17 protein-coding genes and 2 pseudogenes are annotated in these 16,063 nt (G+C 34.4%); 3 read left to right on the forward strand and 16 right to left on the reverse strand.

The genetic code is table 11. The features are described from left to right. Window positions 1-290: 290 nt before the first annotated feature. Complete coding sequence (locus F6K15_RS25480; protein WP_293066075.1) at window positions 291-416, reverse strand: hypothetical protein; 126 nt, start codon at window positions 414-416, stop codon at window positions 291-293. 791 nt (window positions 417-1,207) lie between these two features. On the opposite strand from F6K15_RS25480, the gene F6K15_RS25485 reads away from it, so the two are divergent. Then, complete coding sequence (locus F6K15_RS25485; RefSeq protein WP_293066077.1) at window positions 1,208-4,465, forward strand: COR domain-containing protein; 3,258 nt, start codon at window positions 1,208-1,210, stop codon at window positions 4,463-4,465. A 557-nt stretch (window positions 4,466-5,022) separates the two neighbouring features. Here F6K15_RS25485 and F6K15_RS25490 read toward each other — a convergent pair. The 6 genes from F6K15_RS25490 to leuB all read right to left on the reverse strand — a co-directional run bounded on the left by F6K15_RS25490 (window position 5,023) and on the right by leuB (window position 10,145). Beyond that, entirely contained in the window at window positions 5,023-5,886 is an 864-nt protein-coding gene (locus tag F6K15_RS25490) for a fructosamine kinase family protein (RefSeq protein ID WP_293066080.1), read from the reverse strand. 228 nt (window positions 5,887-6,114) lie between these two features. Then, window positions 6,115-6,387, reverse strand: a complete 273-nt coding sequence (locus tag F6K15_RS38595; RefSeq protein ID WP_363268701.1) for a zinc ribbon domain-containing protein — start codon at window positions 6,385-6,387, stop codon at window positions 6,115-6,117. Beyond that, on the reverse strand, window positions 6,359-6,526 hold the full coding sequence (locus F6K15_RS38600; RefSeq protein ID WP_363268688.1) for an IS200/IS605 family accessory protein TnpB-related protein: 168 nt from the start codon (window positions 6,524-6,526) through the stop codon (window positions 6,359-6,361). Before F6K15_RS38600 ends, F6K15_RS38595 begins: the two co-directional genes overlap by 29 nt. Further along, window positions 6,507-7,283: an RNA-guided endonuclease TnpB family protein gene (locus F6K15_RS25495; RefSeq protein WP_363268690.1), complete on the reverse strand. Its 777-nt coding sequence runs from the start codon at window positions 7,281-7,283 to the stop codon at window positions 6,507-6,509. The genes F6K15_RS38600 and F6K15_RS25495 overlap by 20 nt, the downstream gene beginning before the upstream one ends. A gap of 335 nt (window positions 7,284-7,618) precedes the next feature. Beyond that, a complete protein-coding gene (locus F6K15_RS25500) occupies window positions 7,619-8,110 on the reverse strand; it encodes a hypothetical protein (RefSeq protein WP_293066083.1) in 492 nt (163 codons plus the stop codon). A 958-nt stretch (window positions 8,111-9,068) separates the two neighbouring features. Beyond that, a complete protein-coding gene (gene leuB, locus F6K15_RS25505) occupies window positions 9,069-10,145 on the reverse strand; it encodes a 3-isopropylmalate dehydrogenase (protein ID WP_293066086.1) in 1,077 nt (358 codons plus the stop codon). A gap of 476 nt (window positions 10,146-10,621) precedes the next feature. Between leuB and F6K15_RS25510 the strand changes: the two genes are divergently transcribed. Together F6K15_RS25510 and F6K15_RS25515 are read left to right on the forward strand one after the other, a co-directional pair. Continuing rightward, window positions 10,622-11,008, forward strand: a complete 387-nt coding sequence (locus tag F6K15_RS25510; RefSeq protein ID WP_293066089.1) for a hypothetical protein — start codon at window positions 10,622-10,624, stop codon at window positions 11,006-11,008. Between the two features lie 404 nt (window positions 11,009-11,412). Next, a complete protein-coding gene (locus F6K15_RS25515; RefSeq protein WP_293066092.1) occupies window positions 11,413-11,721 on the forward strand; it encodes an SH3 domain-containing protein in 309 nt (102 codons plus the stop codon). A gap of 365 nt (window positions 11,722-12,086) precedes the next feature. On the opposite strand, the gene F6K15_RS38605 is transcribed toward F6K15_RS25515, so the two are convergent. From F6K15_RS38605 to F6K15_RS25535, 9 genes and pseudogenes are all read right to left on the reverse strand, one after another. After that, window positions 12,087-12,356, reverse strand: coding sequence for a Uma2 family endonuclease (locus F6K15_RS38605; RefSeq protein WP_363268703.1), 270 nt, complete (start codon window positions 12,354-12,356; stop codon window positions 12,087-12,089). Between the two features lie 82 nt (window positions 12,357-12,438). After that, window positions 12,439-12,729, reverse strand: a complete 291-nt coding sequence (locus tag F6K15_RS38610) for a Uma2 family endonuclease (protein WP_363268693.1) — start codon at window positions 12,727-12,729, stop codon at window positions 12,439-12,441. Window positions 12,730-12,791: 62 nt separating this feature from the next. Further along, window positions 12,792-12,959: a hypothetical protein gene (locus tag F6K15_RS38615; protein ID WP_363268695.1), complete on the reverse strand. Its 168-nt coding sequence runs from the start codon at window positions 12,957-12,959 to the stop codon at window positions 12,792-12,794. Between the two features lie 18 nt (window positions 12,960-12,977). After that, window positions 12,978-13,067 (reverse strand): annotated as a pseudogene (locus F6K15_RS38620) (Uma2 family endonuclease); the annotation flags it as partial. 156 nt (window positions 13,068-13,223) lie between these two features. Continuing rightward, window positions 13,224-13,433, reverse strand: coding sequence for a hypothetical protein (locus F6K15_RS38625; RefSeq protein WP_363268697.1), 210 nt, complete (start codon window positions 13,431-13,433; stop codon window positions 13,224-13,226). A gap of 62 nt (window positions 13,434-13,495) precedes the next feature. Continuing rightward, window positions 13,496-13,663 (reverse strand): hypothetical protein, encoded by a 168-nt coding sequence (locus F6K15_RS38630; protein WP_363268695.1) that lies wholly within the window; start codon window positions 13,661-13,663, stop codon window positions 13,496-13,498. 18 nt (window positions 13,664-13,681) lie between these two features. Next, window positions 13,682-13,771: pseudogene (locus F6K15_RS38635) on the reverse strand (Uma2 family endonuclease); the annotation flags it as partial. A gap of 156 nt (window positions 13,772-13,927) precedes the next feature. Further along, window positions 13,928-14,137 (reverse strand): hypothetical protein, encoded by a 210-nt coding sequence (locus F6K15_RS38640; protein WP_363268697.1) that lies wholly within the window; start codon window positions 14,135-14,137, stop codon window positions 13,928-13,930. 673 nt (window positions 14,138-14,810) lie between these two features. Continuing rightward, the gene (locus F6K15_RS25535) at window positions 14,811-15,386 is read right to left on the reverse strand and encodes a Uma2 family endonuclease (protein WP_293066095.1); all 576 of its coding nucleotides are present in this window, start codon (window positions 15,384-15,386) and stop codon (window positions 14,811-14,813) included. Window positions 15,387-16,063: the final 677 nt, after the last annotated feature.

Genomic DNA, 16,063 nt, shown 5'->3' on the forward strand with positions numbered 1-16,063 from the left:
AATATTGAACTTTATTTTTTTTCATCCCCTTGAAAGGGAAGACTTGAGACCTTATTTTTTGGTCACGATATTTTTAATTCTAGCTTTCAGTAGAATCAATTTCTACCAAATTTTATTCAAAAGCTATATTGTCAGACATTCTAGCAATATTTCTGACCACTGATTTAATATGCAGTTTGAAGTTCTCTTCCGTTAAATCAGAGATTATAAGCTGATTACCTAGCTAGGTTTTATACCAAACCCGTATTGTAGACTGGTTCTTATTTTGTTGCTAGCTGTAGCAGGTGTAACTATAAAGTGTTTGGATAAGAGTGGAGCGATCGCTCATCAGCTATAATTGTCCTTTTTTCTTCTACATACCATAAATTTGTCAATCTATCAAACTGCGGAAAAGTTAGAAGAGAAAAATTTGTCATTTCTGGTTGAGGAACACAAGACTATTTGTCTTTAAAACAACGAAATAATCGGCATTTGCAGCGTCAAAATTCTCTTTAGCAATACTTACCCTTGGATTTTTATACGATTTATAGTATCACACAACGGAGGAAAACGGCTAAACATCTTGAAACTTCGTTAGCTGTATCAGAAAAATTTTCTCCTTTTTTGTCATAAAATCCTGACAAAGTTAAAAAGATTCAAAGAAAAATACTAAAACTTATAAGTAAAAATTAAGTGTTCAATTGATTTTGAGATATAGAAGCTTTTGAAGCGTTGGCGGAGTAAGTGCGGCAGCTATATCGCTTTATTAAGACGTAAGCATTCAGTGGTCAGCAGTTAGCTATCAGCTATGAGTTATAAGTCATTATCTTGGAAGAAGGAATTAGCTGAATGGCTTACCAAAGGATATGGTTCATTAATGGATAATGGATAATTATTGCTCTACTGATTAAATGTCAAAGCCTTTATCTGTAAATATTTGAGGATTTTTAGAGTGAAAAAAGGTGCAAGGTTTTCGGTCTAAAAAGCTAAAAAAGCTAGAATTCTGAGTAGATAAGGATAGAAAAATCAAGGGATATTTCTTCCTCCTAATTCCTCTAAATTCTGATAAATTCTGAATTCTGTTTGCGGAGCATTCCGTAGGAAATTCTATTCTCCTGTCTACTACCCTCACCCATAAGACTTCCATAAACAAACCCTAAATAGTTATCGAAAATCAATGTTTATATTTGTAGGTATTATAGTGAACGTAAAAATATTTTATGGAATTATGACTTCTTCTAAAATAAATAAGCAGAATCAGATACCACAAAGTCTTCAAGAAAAAATACAGATAGCTAAGGATAAAAAACTTAAGGAATTAGATTTAAGCAATAATACTGTTAACAAAGGTGATAAAAGATTAACTGAAATTCTTAATAAAGTTTTGGAATTAGAACTGCTAGAAGTATTAAATTTAAGTCGTAATAAATTAACAACATTACCGGAATCAATCACTAAACTCAACAACTTAACTACCCTTGATTTAAGTGGCAACAAATTAACAACATTACCGGAATCAATCACTAAACTCACCAACTTAACTGCCCTTGATTTAAGTGGTAATCAATTAATGCAATTACCAGAATCAGTCACTAAACTCAACAACTTAACTACCCTTGATTTAAGTCGCAATAAGTTAACAACATTACCGGAATCAATCACTAAACTCACCAACTTAACTATGTTTTTTTTAAATGGTAATCAATTAATGGAATTACCAGAATCAATCACTAAACTCAACAACTTAACTACGCTTTATTTGAATTTTAACAAATTAACAACATTACCGGAATCAATCACTAAACTCAACAACTTAACTACGCTTTATTTAAGTAATAATAAATTAACGAAATTACCGGAATCAATCACTAAACTCACCAACTTAAGTAAGCTTGATTTAAGTGACAATCAATTAACAATCTTGCCGGAATTAATCAGTAAATTCACCAACTTAACTGGGGTTGATGTAAGTGATAATCAATTAACAACATTACCGGAATCAATCAGTAAACTCACCAACTTAACTGGGGTTGATGTAAGTGGTAATAAATTAACAACATTACCGGAATCAATCAGTAAACTCACCAACTTAAATAAGCTTTATTTAAGTAGAAACCAATTAACGAAATTACCGGAATCAATCAGTAAACTCACTAACTTAACTGGGCTTTATTTAAGTAGAAATCAATTAACGAAATTACCGGAATCAATCAGTAAACTCACCAACTTAACTACGCTTTATTTACATCTTAATCAATTAACAACATTACCGAAATCAATCACTAAACTTAACAACTTAACTGCCCTTGGTTTAAGTGGTAATCAATTAAGGAAATTACCGGAATCAATCACTAAACTCACTAACCTAACAGAGCTTGATTTAAATCGTAATCAATTAACAACATTACCGGAATCAATCACTAAACTTACCAACTTAACTGGTCTTTATTTAAGTTTCAATAAACTAACAAAATTACCAGAATCAATCATTAAACTCACCAACTTAACTAAGCTTGATTTAAGTAATAATCAATTAACTAAATTATCGGAATCAATCACTAAATTCACCAACTTAACAGAGCTTTATTTACATGATAATCCCCTAGAAAACCCACCAATAGAAATTGCTGAAAAAGGTATAAAAGCAATTAGAGAATTTTTCCCACAAATAAAAGAAGAAGGAACAGATTATCTCTATGAAGCAAAATTACTAATTATTGGAGAAGGCGGGGCTGGTAAAACTACTCTAGCTAATAAAATTCAAAACCCAGGCTATCAACTCCGAGATGAAGATTCGACCAAAGGAATTGAAGTTCATCAGTGGAATTTTTATACCGCAAATCAACATTACTTTCAGATGAATATTTGGGATTTTGGCGGACAAGAAATTTATCATACTACCCACCAATTTTTTCTGACCAAACGCTCCCTATATATTCTTGTGGCTGATACTCGTAAAGAAGATACAGACTTTTATTATTGGCTGAATGTAGTAGAATTGTTGAGCGATAATAGTCCTTTACTAATTATCAAAAATGAGAAACAAGAACGTAAACGGGAAATTAATCAAAGACCATTACAAGGTCAATTTTCTAATATCAAAGAAATCTTAGCAACTAATCTTGCTACTAACCGAGGATTAGAAAAAATTAGAACAGATATCAAACATTACATCAGTAATTTACCTCATATTGGCAGTGCCCTTCCTAAGACTTGGAAAAAAGTCCGTGAAGTATTAGAAAAAGATTCCCGCAACTATATTAGCCTAGAAGAATATTTATCTATTTGTGAAAAGAATAGCTTTAAGAAACTAGAGTATAAATTACAATTAAGTGACTATTTACATGACTTAGGAGTTTTTCTTCATTTTCAGGATGACCCGCTCTTAAATAAAACAGTTATTCTTAAACCAGAATGGGGAACAGCAGCAGTTTATAAAGTTCTAGATAATCCACAAGTTTATGATAATTGTGGCAAATTTACCAAGGATGATTTAACCAATATTTGGCATGAAGATAAATATGACAATATGCACGACGAGTTACTGCAATTAATGATTAAATTTAAACTCTGCTATAAAATTACTGGTACTTCTCAAACCTATATTGCACCTCAACTTTTAACAGAAGCTCAACCAAGATATCAATGGAATGAAAATAATAATCTGATATTACGTTACACCTACGAATTTATGCCTAAAGGAATTATTACTCAGTTTATTGTGGCGATGCACGAGGATATTGATGAGCAAAAATATGTTTGGAAAAGCGGAGTTATTCTCAAGAAAAATCGAGCTAGAGCAGAAGTAATTGAATATTACAGTAAGAGAGAAATAAAAATTAGAATTTCTGGGCAACAAAAACGGGATTTAATGACTATTGTGACTCACGAATTAGATAAAATTCATAATTCCTACAATAATCGACTCAAATATGATAAATTAATTCCTTGTAATTGTAAAACTTGTAAAAATACTCAGAATCCTCACTTCTACAAATTTGAGAAATTAAAAGAACGGCTTAATAATGGCAAAATGACAATTGAATGCGGTAATTCCCCCTATTATGAAGTTAATATCCAAAGTTTAATTGATGATGCAATAGATAGTCATAAGTATGAAAAAAATTCACAACTTAGTCATTCTCTTAATATAGATATAGGTGGAGACGTTATAGTTAATAGCCGTAAAATTAACAATAAAGATGGAAATGTTGTGGATAATATATTCGGTAATAATAATATTAAAAATGAAGTAACAGGAAATTCTAGTCAACCAAAAAAAGAGGAAACTAAAAAATTTGGATTTTTAGATTTCTTGACTTGGATGCAGAATGGGCAAATTCTTTTCATCTTAATCTCTTCTATTATTGGCATTATTTTGCTGATTATTTATCCTAAGTTATATCCAGATGGATTACCAGAATGGGTAAAGCCAATTCAAGAGCTAATTTCAACTCCACAAAAAGAAAATAAATCCGTTCATTAATGGATAATTGATAATTAGTACTTGCTGATTAAATCTCAAAGTATTTACAGATAAAGGTAAGTGCCTTTTTGGGGCCTTTAAAAAGTGCCTGGTTTTCAGCCTAAAACTCTCAAAAAGTTAGTATTTTAGGTGCATAGTTAGGCATAAAAATAATTATTACAATTCTTACTTCTACCTCCTCTAAGTACCCATTTCTCCTGTCTCCAGTATAGCTGTCTCCTACCCTCACCCATAAGACTTTTGAGCGCAAACCCTAATTACCTTTCCCTAAAAGGAAGAGAATTGACTAAAAAGAAAAAATTTATTTTTTTCCCTTTGAAAGGGGAGGCTTTCAACATAAATTATTTCATTATTAATTATTCGGTAAATTAGAGTATTTTTGTTAGCAATAATACCCAAAAACTACTGTCTATTGAGTAGAAAACTTATGATATGGCAATGTGCGCTGGCTTATCTACAAATCACAAGAACTGTCCAATAGCTAAAAGTCTTATACTATCTGGTTTTTTATTCTTCCTGTTGCCTGTTGCCAGATGAGCTGTTGCCTGCGCACAGCGCTATAAAAGTTGCTGAATCATACGTTCTGCCTGAGAAGCATAACCACCACCGAATAGATTAAAATGATTGAGAATATGATACAAATTATAAAGACTTTTACGTTGTTGATAACCATCATCTAAAGGCCAGGCTTGATTATAACCACGATAAAAAGCACTGGGAAAACTACCAAATAATTCAGTCATAGCAATATCAACTTCGCGATCGCCCCAATAAGTGGCCGGGTCGAAAATTACTGGTTCCCCATCTACAGTCACTCCAGCATTTCCCCCCCATAAGTCACCGTGAACCAGAGAAGGTTGTGGTTGATGACCTGCCAATAACTCTGGGATAATTTTTAGTAGGCGATCGCTCTGACGAAAAGTGCCACCCCGACGTTTTGCTAACTTGAGCTGATAACCAATGCGGTTTTCTGCCCAAAAATATGCCCAGTCTGCATTCCAAGTATTAATCTGAGGTGTGGAACCGATAGTATTGTTGATGTCCCAACCGAATTCACTTTTTCCTTCATAGTGATGTAAAGCTGCTAATTTACGTCCCATCTCTTCCCAAGATTTATCCTCACCGCGACCACCCAAGTCTAACCATTCCAAGACAATATAAGAATTATTTCCCTCTGTTCCATAGCATAAAGGTTTCGGAACACAAATAGTCTGGATTTTACACATTTGCTTTAACCCCAAAGCTTCTGCTTCAAACATTGCTATCTGGGAAGCTTGATTAAGTTTGACAAAATAGTTGCGACTGCCATTGGTGAGTTTATAACCACTGTTGATGCAACCTCCACCAACTGAATGATAGTCAGTGACTTCAAAATTTTCGGCCGTTACTTGAGTGATATGTTCGGCAATTTTTTTCCACATACATATACAGTCCTATACAGTCCTATATTTAATAATTTTTTTTTAAAAAGCAAAAAATTAGCTATAGTATAAGGTGAAGTCTTCACAGAAACTGAACTAGAATTGACATCCTCCCCGGCCTAAAGGCGCGGGGACTCCTACCGAGCCGTAACTCCTCGGCGGGTTGACGTCTCACAGGCTGCTGCACCCACCCCTCTTGCTCCCCTCCCGGGAGGGGATGGGGGTGGGTTACACTTGCCTCCACGTCCGTTTCTTGTCTCCGTTAGCGTAGCTCCTCCGGAGGAGGCATGCCCAAGGAGCGACTAATATATTTATCGCTGCGTTTTCATCACGGTCGTGTTTTGCACTACAGTTTAGACACTCCCACTCTCGCACCTGAAGGTCTAATTTTCCACCTTTAAAGCCACAATTTGAGCAAATTTGAGAAGTAGGCTCCCAACGATTAATTACTCTAAAATCACGACCATATTTTTCAGCAATTCCATCTAAAAAAGTCCGTATGGGTTCTCCATCCTAAATCAGAAATTGCTCTGGATAATTTGCGGTTTTTTACCATACCAGATACATTCAAATCCTCTAAAACAACTGTTTGGTTTTCACGAATTATTTTAGTAGATAATTTATGTAGAAAATCTGTCAAGCGTATCTTTCAGTTTGGCATGGAACTTAGCTATTCTAACCCGTGCTTTTTCATACCTTTTAGAGCCTTTGGTTTTATGAGATAATGACTTACTTAACTTTCTTAACTTCTTAATTCGTTTTTTGAGTGGTTTAAGAGCATCAACTTTTGTACCATCACTAAATGTAGCAAAGGTTGAAATGCCTAAATCTATACCTACTGAATTATCAGTTTTAGGTAAGATTTCTGGTTGTATTTCTGCTACAAAACTCAAGAAATATCTATGGGCTGAATCTTTGATTACTGTTACTGATGATGGAGCAGTAGGTAATTCTCTTGACCATACAATTTTCAGCTTTCCTATCTTAGCCAAATAAACTTTATGTTGACCAACTTCAAACCCTCCCTTTGTAAACCTAGCAGTTTGCTTTGACTTTCTACTTTTTTTAAATTTAGGAGGTTTAACGGGTCTACCTTTTCTCTGGCCTTGAGTTGATTTAAAAAAGTTTTGATAAGCCTGGTTTAAATCATTCAATGATTGCTGCAATGGTATGTTAGAAACCTCTGATAACCATTCTCTTTCTTCAGTTTTTTTAGCTTGAGTAATAAAAAGCTTTTGTAGCTCTGAATTAGTGGGCTTATTTTCTCCCGATTTATACTTCTGTTGGCAACAAGCTAGACTATCATTCCAAACCACACGGACACAACCAAATAGCTTTGCTAATCGGTATTTTTGTCCGAGTGTTGGATAGATACGATACTTAAATCTAGCTTTCATAATCTAAGTTTTTAACTAACAGCATCATAACATATTTATCGAATCATTTAGCAACTAAAAAGTCGCCCTAGAAGGGCGAGGCTTGAGACCAAATTTTACGGTCATTTCAGTTATTAGTTATCAGTTAACAGTACCTCTGGCTGTTTGCACAGCATGACCTAGGAAACCCAGAGGCTTGAAATAATGAAATTTATTCTTTTCATCCTCTTCAAAGGGGAGGCTTTGGACCTCATTTTTTGGTAAAGTTAGCTATTGAGCTTGCCTTACTTGAATTAATAAAGCAGGCTTTTCCTCAAAACCTGCTGTCTGGAATATTGGCTAATAATTTCGCCTAACTATAACGTTTCAGTATGAATCAGCGCCTTCAGCAAACTCTCAACTTTTTCTTCCATCTCTACTAATATATTTAGAGATAGGGTAATATCATCTTCAACTCCCAACAATTTAGCCGCTTTTGTGACAGCTTCTTTCTCTTGTTTTGCGTAATCTTGATCAGCCCGAGCCATTTTAATAGCATTATACAGCAATATTCTTGGTGTTGATAAGTCAGGAACATCTGATTTTATCTTGGGTAACAAGTCTTCTAACTTAGCATTCTTGTAGTCAAATTCTTTGTATTTTTCTATAGCTTCTTCAGGAGCGCCAATCATCCGTTGATGATTTATTAACCAATTCATCTCTGCTTCTGGCACATCCCCATCAGCTCCAGCAATAGCGAGCAACGCATACCCAAAATTAAGATATGCTTCAAACGGAGCAGAAGAAACACCCTGAGTCCTTTTCAGGTATTCTGAGCCTCCGATCATTTGCTCTTCATTTGTCGTCATAATTTGTTTCCTTTTCCTATTTGTTCAAGTTGAGTTTACTGTACCGACAATTTTTGAGCGTCACAGTCAGTATAGGAAAGCCATGACAGTTAGCTATTCAGCTTGCCTTACTTCTGGTAAGTATATAGGGCTATATCTGAACCTCCGATCATTTGCTCTTCATTTGTTGCCATAATTTGTTTCCTTTTCCTATTTGTTCAAGTTGAGTTTACTGTACCGACAATTTTTGAGCGTCACAGTCAGTACAGGAAAGACATTGTCGTTAGCTATTGAGTTTGGCTGACTCCTGGTAATTATATAGCGCTATAGTAGAAAATTATCTCCATAAATTATCAATTATTTTTCCCTGTTCCCTGTTCCCTCTTTTCTTCGAGATATCTAGTGTAGGGTTTGCTGAAAAAGTCTTTTTGTTGGGGTAGGAATCAGAATTTTCTAGGTCATGCTCCGCAAACAGGAGTCAGAATTTAGGAGAAATGGGAATTATAGAAGAAGTAGTAGAAAGAAAGAATTGTCCCTTGATTTTTCTTCTCTTATCTGCTCAAAATACTAACTTTTTGACCTTGAGCAAGCCTAAAACTTTACCATTTTTTCACTTCAAATACGCACGGAAGCTAAATCTAGTAGGGCGAATGCCATTCGCCCCTACGTATGGCGTTTTCAAGGTTGATTTGCGTAAGCCCTGTTGATCTCAACGTTGGTTGAAGACCCGCGCTCTCCCGAAGGGGAGCGTCGCATGGGAAAACCAATCAATTTTGCGGTGTATGCCAATAGTGTGTTAGACTTAAAACTTGGCTGCTGGGCTAGCAGTGTCAGTCTGTGGAGCGACCGTAAGACCGAAAAGAGGCTTGACCTTGGAGGCTGGTGCATTGAAGCAGAAAGACCTAATCAGCGATGGTTAGGAATCCCGCGCTGTCACGCAAGTGCAGCGTCGGGAGGATGTCAACTCTTTACTTATTACTTAACTCAGAACTTTCAACAACACTTCTGCCATTTCTTTACATCCGACTTGTTTCATTCCTTCGGACATAATATCTCCAGTCCGATAACCCAAATCTAATACTTGCAAAACTGCTTGTTCAATTTTATCTGCTGCGGCAGGTTGCTCCAAAGCATAACGTAACATCATTGCCACACTCAGGACTTGTGCCAAAGGATTAGCCTTATCTTGACCCGCAATATCTGGAGCAGAACCATGAACTGGTTCAAATACTCCGGGTCCAGAAGCACCGAGACTCGCCGAAGGTAACATCCCAATACTGCCTGTTAACATCGCAGCAGCATCAGAGAGAATATCGCCAAATAAATTTCCCGTGACAATGGTATCAAATTGTTTTGGCCAACGAACAAGTTGCATAGCAGCATTATCTACATATAGATGAGATAACTCCACATCTGGATATTCCGAGGACATTTGAGTAATGCGATCGCGCCAAAACTGAGACACTTCCAATACATTCGCTTTATCTACCGAACACAATTTACCGCCACGTTTTTGAGCTGTCTCAAATCCCACTTTAGCAATACGGTCAATTTCTGACTCAGTATAGGCCATCGTATTCACACCGCGTTTTTCTCCTGTCTCTGTCTCAAACACACCCTTGGGCGTGCCAAAATATACTCCACCTGTTAATTCTCGTACCACCATAATGTCCACTCCTTCCACAATTTCTCGTTTGAGGCTAGAAGCATCTATTAATTGAGGCAAAATTTTAGCTGGCCGTAAATTAGCAAATAATCCTAACCCGGCCCGTAATCCTAATAATCCAGTTTCTGGTCGTTGATGGCGTGGTAAATTATCCCACTTGTAACCGCCGATCGCTGCTAAGAGTACGGCATCACTATTACGACATTTTTCGAGAGTTTCTTTAGGTAGGGGTTCCCCTGTAGCATCGATGGCAACTCCACCGATAGGAGCTTCTTGAAATTCAAAGTTGAGATTAAATTGACTACCAATGACTTTTAGGACATCTACCGCCACTGTCATAATTTCAGGGCCAATGCCGTCACCGGGGAGTAGAGTAATGCGGTAGTTCATAATGTTCTATGTTTTAATTTTCTATGAGTGAGTTTTTGACAAATTATTTAAGACTACTATGTATAGCAATCCTATTTCAATTACAGGTCATTTCAGTTATCAGTTATCAGTTATCAGTTATCAGTATCTCATGCCATAGGGAAGCTACGAAAATACTGAAGTTGATTTTTTTTCATCCCCTTAGAAGGCTATGCTTTATAAACATCTTTCTTAAATAAAACTTGACAAAACAGAGAAGTTATGTAGCCATTCAATGAATATTTCGGGAGAATAAACGTATTTAATTAGAGGCTTTTCTCCTCCCACTTCCCTATCTCCCCATCCCCCATTTCCTATCAGAAAAGGGTTTGAGGAGTTCCTGATCAGAGATAGCTTAAAAGGAGAGGCTATTGACCTTACTTTTTGGTCAGCAATCTTCAATTTTTAGTTAGCAAAACTATAATATAAATTATCCAGTCAAATTAAGTTGATTAAAAATGAATAAATCGTTATTTTTTCTACATAAGTTAATCACAACTTTAGCTTTTTGTGTGATTTTAGTTGGCTTTGCTGCTCCTAAGAGTATAGCTGAATCAAAAACTGAACAAAGGCGTGCTGCTTGTGTGCTAATTGATTTTGATGGTAGAGTTAGGTCTACAGGACGTTGTAATGTCAATGTAGTTACAAGCAACTCTGGTGTAAAGTTTGATATTGAATGGGATGGTTCTATTAGTACTCAGTTCTCTCTAAATAAATTTCCTAGTGATGGAACTTATCGTATCAAGACTAATAATGGAAATGCTACTATGAAAGTGGAAAAGCAAGGTACTGTATTTATCTTTAGAAGCGATAGTGGCTTTAGAGGTAGAATAATATTTCCATAAAGCTATATTCAACAATTAATAATTAATAATTAATAATTACCTCTTCTTTTCAAGGAGAGGATTGACGCGGAGCGTGAAATTTTTTTCTTGTTTCTCCTTTAAAGGAGAGGCTTTAAATCTTAACTATTCGGTAATTTAAGGAACAGGAATAAATATTTCAGAGTTTTTATGTATCCTTAAATTTTTGACAAATAATTTGGGATTGCTATGGGGAGAGTACAAATAAAATTCATACAAGTAGATTAATTACTTGACTTGTTTAATTTATTCAGGCTAGAGCTTTTACTTATGTTATTATTTATTCAATGACTTGAGTGAGATGACTTTAACTAAAAATGAATATTAAGCAACTATCTTTAACCATAATTCCCCTAATTTTCTTCTCGATTTTAGGTGTAAAATTTATGCCTATTAATACATCTCCTGCTTTGGCTAAATCACAAATAACAAATCAAGTTTTAGTTGAAAAAACTGATAAATTTTTATTAGCTGCTGTTGATAGTTGTGAAGTTTCAATGCCAAGTTCTTCTACAAATGAACGTCTTGTTCTGAATGTCCGAGAAGTACCTAATGGTAATATTGTTGGTACAGTGGATGATGGAGATACAGTAGAATTAGAAACTACAGGTGGTATTGAAGGTTTATTTTGGGTGAAGATTATTGAGCCAGTTACAGGATATGTTTGGACGGAATATCTGACAAATTGTAATTGAAGAAGGAAGAAGGCAGAAGGCAGAAGAAAAAATTCCTTATGGATAGTTTTCTACATACTACTTAGTGTCTACAAACCCCAAACAATTTTAAGCACCCCTGTTGACGGTGGGGTATTAAACTCCCCACAGGAAAGATAATTTTTTTGTGATAAATATATTAATAAATATCTGACTCAGCCAAGATGATTTCTTTTTTAGAGGTTGTCTGAGAAATTTCATTTGCTACATCCAAGCCCCCGCGCATCCCCCAATTTTGGGGGACTAGAGCAAGAAAATTGACTCTTGTTCCCCCCAAAGTTGGGGGGCTAGGGGGGCAAAATTCAGTATCAAAAAACTTTTCAGATATCCTCTTAGCTGAGTTATTTTTACTGTTGAAATTTTTCGATTAAGCAATTTCCAACTAACCTTTGATTCATGTTGCGACTACGTTGAAGTGCTTCCTCAAGTAAGGAAATTTTTAATCCTGGTAAAACAAGAGATTCTCTAATTTGTTTACTACCTCCATCCACCACAGCAAATGCAATAATTTTCACATTTTGTACATCAACTATCCAATATTCTCCCACTCCGATATTTTCAGATAAAATACGTTTTTCTCCTTGATCGTCAGAAAGCGAACTATTAGCAACTTCTATTACTAAGTCTGGTGGTGGATATTTTTATAAATCAATAATAGAAGTTTCAGGAGGAACAAAATCGGCATTTTTTCCTAAATAATTAAGAGGCATCTGGTTGAGCATCTTTCAATCCTACTTTTCTATAAGTGGAATTATCTATACCGTTAAAATCAATGCCTTTGAAAATTGAAAACAAATTTATTGTCAGCATGATTACTACGTGGTCTCTGCCGTGTTTATTACCAAGAGGACTCATTTCAATTCTATATTTTTGACTGTGATAGTAACACTTGGCTTTTTCGCTATCTAGATTTTCAATTACTTGTAAATACTCTGACCACGTTGCAGTTATCCAAGTATCAGTTAAAATTTTTGTTTGTAAGTTACTCATGGCTTATTTACTTCTTTACAAATATTTGTTTCGAGGAAGTTGAAATTGAATATGAATCATTTTTACTGTTGAAATTTTTCGATTAAGCGACTTCCAACTAACCTTTGATTCATGTTGCGACTACGTTGAAGTGCTTCATCAAGTAAGGAAATTTTTAATCCTGGTAAAACAAGAGATTCTCTAATTTGTTTACTACCTCCATCCACCACAGCAAATGCAATAATTTTCACATTTTGTACATCAACTATTCAATATTCTCCCACTCCAATATTTTCAGATAAAATACGTTTTTCTCCTTGATCATCAGAAAGCGAACTATTAGCAACTTCTATTACTAAGTCTGGTGCTGGATATTTTTATAAGTCAATAATAGAAGTTTCAGGAGGAACAAAATCGGCATTTTTTCCCAAATAATAAGAGGCATCTGGTTGAGTATCTTTCAATCCTGCTTTTCTATAAGTGGAATTATCTATACCGTTAAAATCAATGCCTTTTCAAATTGAAAACAAATTTATTGTCAGCATGATTACTGCGTGGTCTCTGCCGTGTTTATTACCAAGAGGACTCATTTCAATTCTATATTTTTGACTGTGATAGTAACACTTGGCTTTTTCGCTATCTAGATTTTCAATTACTTGTAAATACTCTGACCACGTTGCAGTTATCCAAGTATCAGTTAAAATTTTTGTTTGTAAGTTACTCATGGCTTATTTACTTCTTTACAAATATTTGTTTCGAGGAAGTTGAAATTGAATATGAATCATTTTTACTGTTGAAATTTTTCGATTAAGCGACTTCCAACTAACCTTTGATTCATGTTGCGACTACGTTGAAGTGCTTCATCAAGTAAGGAAATTTTTAATCCTGGTAAAACAAGAGATTCTCTAATTTGTTTACTACCTCCATCCACCACAGCAAATGCAATAATTTTCACATTTTGTACATCAACTATTCAATATTCTCCCACTCCAATATTTTCAGATAAAATACGTTTTTCTCCTTGATCATCAGAAAGCGAACTATTAGCAACTTCTATTACTAAGTCTGGTGCTGGATATTTTTATAAGTCAATAATAGAAGTTTCAGGAGGAACAAAATCGGCATTTTTTCCCAAATAATAAGAGGCATCTGGTTGAGTATCTTTCAATCCTGCTTTTCTATAAGTGGAATTATCTATACCGTTAAAATCAATGCCTTTTCAAATTGAAAACAAATTTATTGTCAGCATGATTACTGCGTGGTCTCTGCCGTGTTTATTACCAAGAGGACTCATTTCAATTCTATATTTTTGACTGTGATAGTAACACTTGGCTTTTTCGCTATCTAGATTTTCAATTACTTGTAAATACTCTGACCACGTTGCAGTTATCCAAGTATCAGTTAAAATTTTTGTTTGTAAATTACTCATTATTTATCTGCTTCTTTCAACAAATTTATTTGTCAGCTGAGTTATCTTATTTTCTATTCCCTGTTTCCCGAATTACTACTCCCTACTCCCTACTACTTACTCATAATTTATAGACTTATTCCAATTATTTTTTGGTTATCTAGATTTTCAATTACTTGTAGATATTCTGACTAAGTTGCAGTTACCCAAGTATCAGTTAAGATTTTTGTTTGTAAATTACTCATTATTTATCTGCTTCTTTCAATAAATTTATTTGTAAGTTGAGTTATCTTTATAGAAATTCGGTATTGCATAAATACAGTATGATTTTAATAGTTTTGTGGAATGAGCATCTTGCCTGTTCCTTATATTTTCGTTCCTTAATTAGGACTTAAGCAAAGGCACTATATATAGTAGATAAAAACTATAGCACTATGGCATATATAGCGTTTTTGTCGGAAAAGTGTGTAAGTCCTGTATATGTTTCAAATTGTTCCATTAAGCAAGTGCCATCTAACCGTTAATTAATGTTTCGACTAAGTTCCAATGCTTAATTTAGTGGAGAAATTTTTAATTCTGGTAAAACTATAGCGTTTCTCAAGTTAATGAATTTTATGCCTCACTCAGACATAGGAATTGCTATAGAGATTTTCTAAACTTTTTCCAAAATAATTGATTTTTTATTCCCTACTCCCTACTCCTCAAATTCAACTTCTTCGTAAATGTCTTGTAAAGATATTCCAGATTCAACAGAACTTAAATACAAAGTATCTTCTAAATTACTAAATTCTGATAATAACAATTTCCCCTCTTCAGTCTTGCTAAATAGTTCTACATGATTCCTATATTGGTCAATCAAAATATATTCTTGAAAACTACTCATACTGCGGTAATACTCAAATTTTTTTCCTCGGTCATAGCTTTCTGTAGAATTTGATAATATTTCTGCAATTATCAGAGGATTAGTAATAGTATCTCGTCTATTTTCAGCATAGACTAAAGGAATAGCAACAACCATTACATCTGGATAAGTATAAAGTCTAGATTCAGGTATCCATAAACGTAAATCACTCATAAATACTCGATATTGTTTACCTTTTAGTGCATATTTCAGTGCAGCATAAAAGTTACCATAAATTAAATTGTGATTTGGCGTACATCCAAAAATTTGAATTATTTCCCCCTGACGATATTCACTTCTAAATTCTGCTGCTTCTTCCAGTTCTAAATACTCTTCAGTAGAGTAATATTTTTGCTCAGTTGCCAGCATAATTTTCTCCTTTTTTGTTTTTGAATTTTTACTTAATTATACCAAATTAAAAAAATATAGTTACATGATAATGACGGTCATTTCAGTTATCAGTTATCAGTACCTCTGCAATAAAGACGCTTGACATAAGGAATATGCTCTTTTTTTTATTACCTTATGCCAATTACCAACAGTAATACTATACTTAGATAACACTTCAGTTATTCAGAAATAAAATTATCCTAATAAACTTTAAGCACCATCGCTTATACTTTATCTGAAAGTCTATTTGACGAACAAGATAATTTACAACATCAAAAATGGGATTAAATCTATTCCCATACAACTCCTGAATTCTGGCTCCTGAATTCACTTAGATAACATTTCAGTTATTCAGAAATCAAACTATCCTAATAAATTTTAAGCACCATCGCTTATACTTTATATGAAAGTCTATTTGACGAACAAGGTAATTTACAACATCAAAAATGGCATTAAATCTATTCCCACATGACTCCTGGATTCTGAATGATCAATTCACTTAGATATAGTTGTTTAACTTAAAAATGAGACGTTTTTTCGTCTGAAACTTCCTCAGAGCAAGAAAGCTTTGTCTCAATCTAAAGTTAAATGACTATAAAACTTCAGTTATTCAGAAATAAAATTATCCTCATAAACTTTAAGCACCATCGCCTATA

This window comes from Okeania sp. SIO2B3 (assembly GCF_010672525.1).
In the GTDB taxonomy this organism is placed as follows: Bacteria; Cyanobacteriota; Cyanobacteriia; order Cyanobacteriales; family Microcoleaceae; genus Okeania.

What these genes read in the sequence shown, in the direction of transcription:
- F6K15_RS38610 (WP_363268693.1), bottom strand. Translation starts at nt 12,729, where the DNA reads ATGAGTAACTTACAAACAAAAATTTTAACTGATACTTGGATAACTGCA.
- F6K15_RS38625 (WP_363268697.1), bottom strand. Translation starts at nt 13,433, where the DNA reads ATGAGTAACTTACAAACAAAAATTTTAACTGATACTTGGATAACTGCA.
- F6K15_RS25490 (WP_293066080.1), bottom strand. Translation starts at nt 5,886, where the DNA reads ATGTGGAAAAAAATTGCCGAACATATCACTCAAGTAACGGCCGAAAAT.
- F6K15_RS38640 (WP_363268697.1), bottom strand. Translation starts at nt 14,137, where the DNA reads ATGAGTAATTTACAAACAAAAATTTTAACTGATACTTGGATAACTGCA.
- F6K15_RS25485 (WP_293066077.1), top strand. Translation starts at nt 1,208, where the DNA reads ATGACTTCTTCTAAAATAAATAAGCAGAATCAGATACCACAAAGTCTT.
- F6K15_RS25500 (WP_293066083.1), bottom strand. Translation starts at nt 8,110, where the DNA reads ATGACGACAAATGAAGAGCAAATGATCGGAGGCTCAGAATACCTGAAA.
- F6K15_RS25480 (WP_293066075.1), bottom strand. Translation starts at nt 416, where the DNA reads ATGACAAATTTTTCTCTTCTAACTTTTCCGCAGTTTGATAGATTGACA.
- F6K15_RS25535 (WP_293066095.1), bottom strand. Translation starts at nt 15,386, where the DNA reads ATGCTGGCAACTGAGCAAAAATATTACTCTACTGAAGAGTATTTAGAA.
- F6K15_RS25510 (WP_293066089.1), top strand. Translation starts at nt 10,622, where the DNA reads ATGAATAAATCGTTATTTTTTCTACATAAGTTAATCACAACTTTAGCT.
- leuB (WP_293066086.1), bottom strand. Translation starts at nt 10,145, where the DNA reads ATGAACTACCGCATTACTCTACTCCCCGGTGACGGCATTGGCCCTGAA.
- F6K15_RS25495 (WP_363268690.1), bottom strand. Translation starts at nt 7,283, where the DNA reads ATGAAAGCTAGATTTAAGTATCGTATCTATCCAACACTCGGACAAAAA.
- F6K15_RS25515 (WP_293066092.1), top strand. Translation starts at nt 11,413, where the DNA reads ATGCCTATTAATACATCTCCTGCTTTGGCTAAATCACAAATAACAAAT.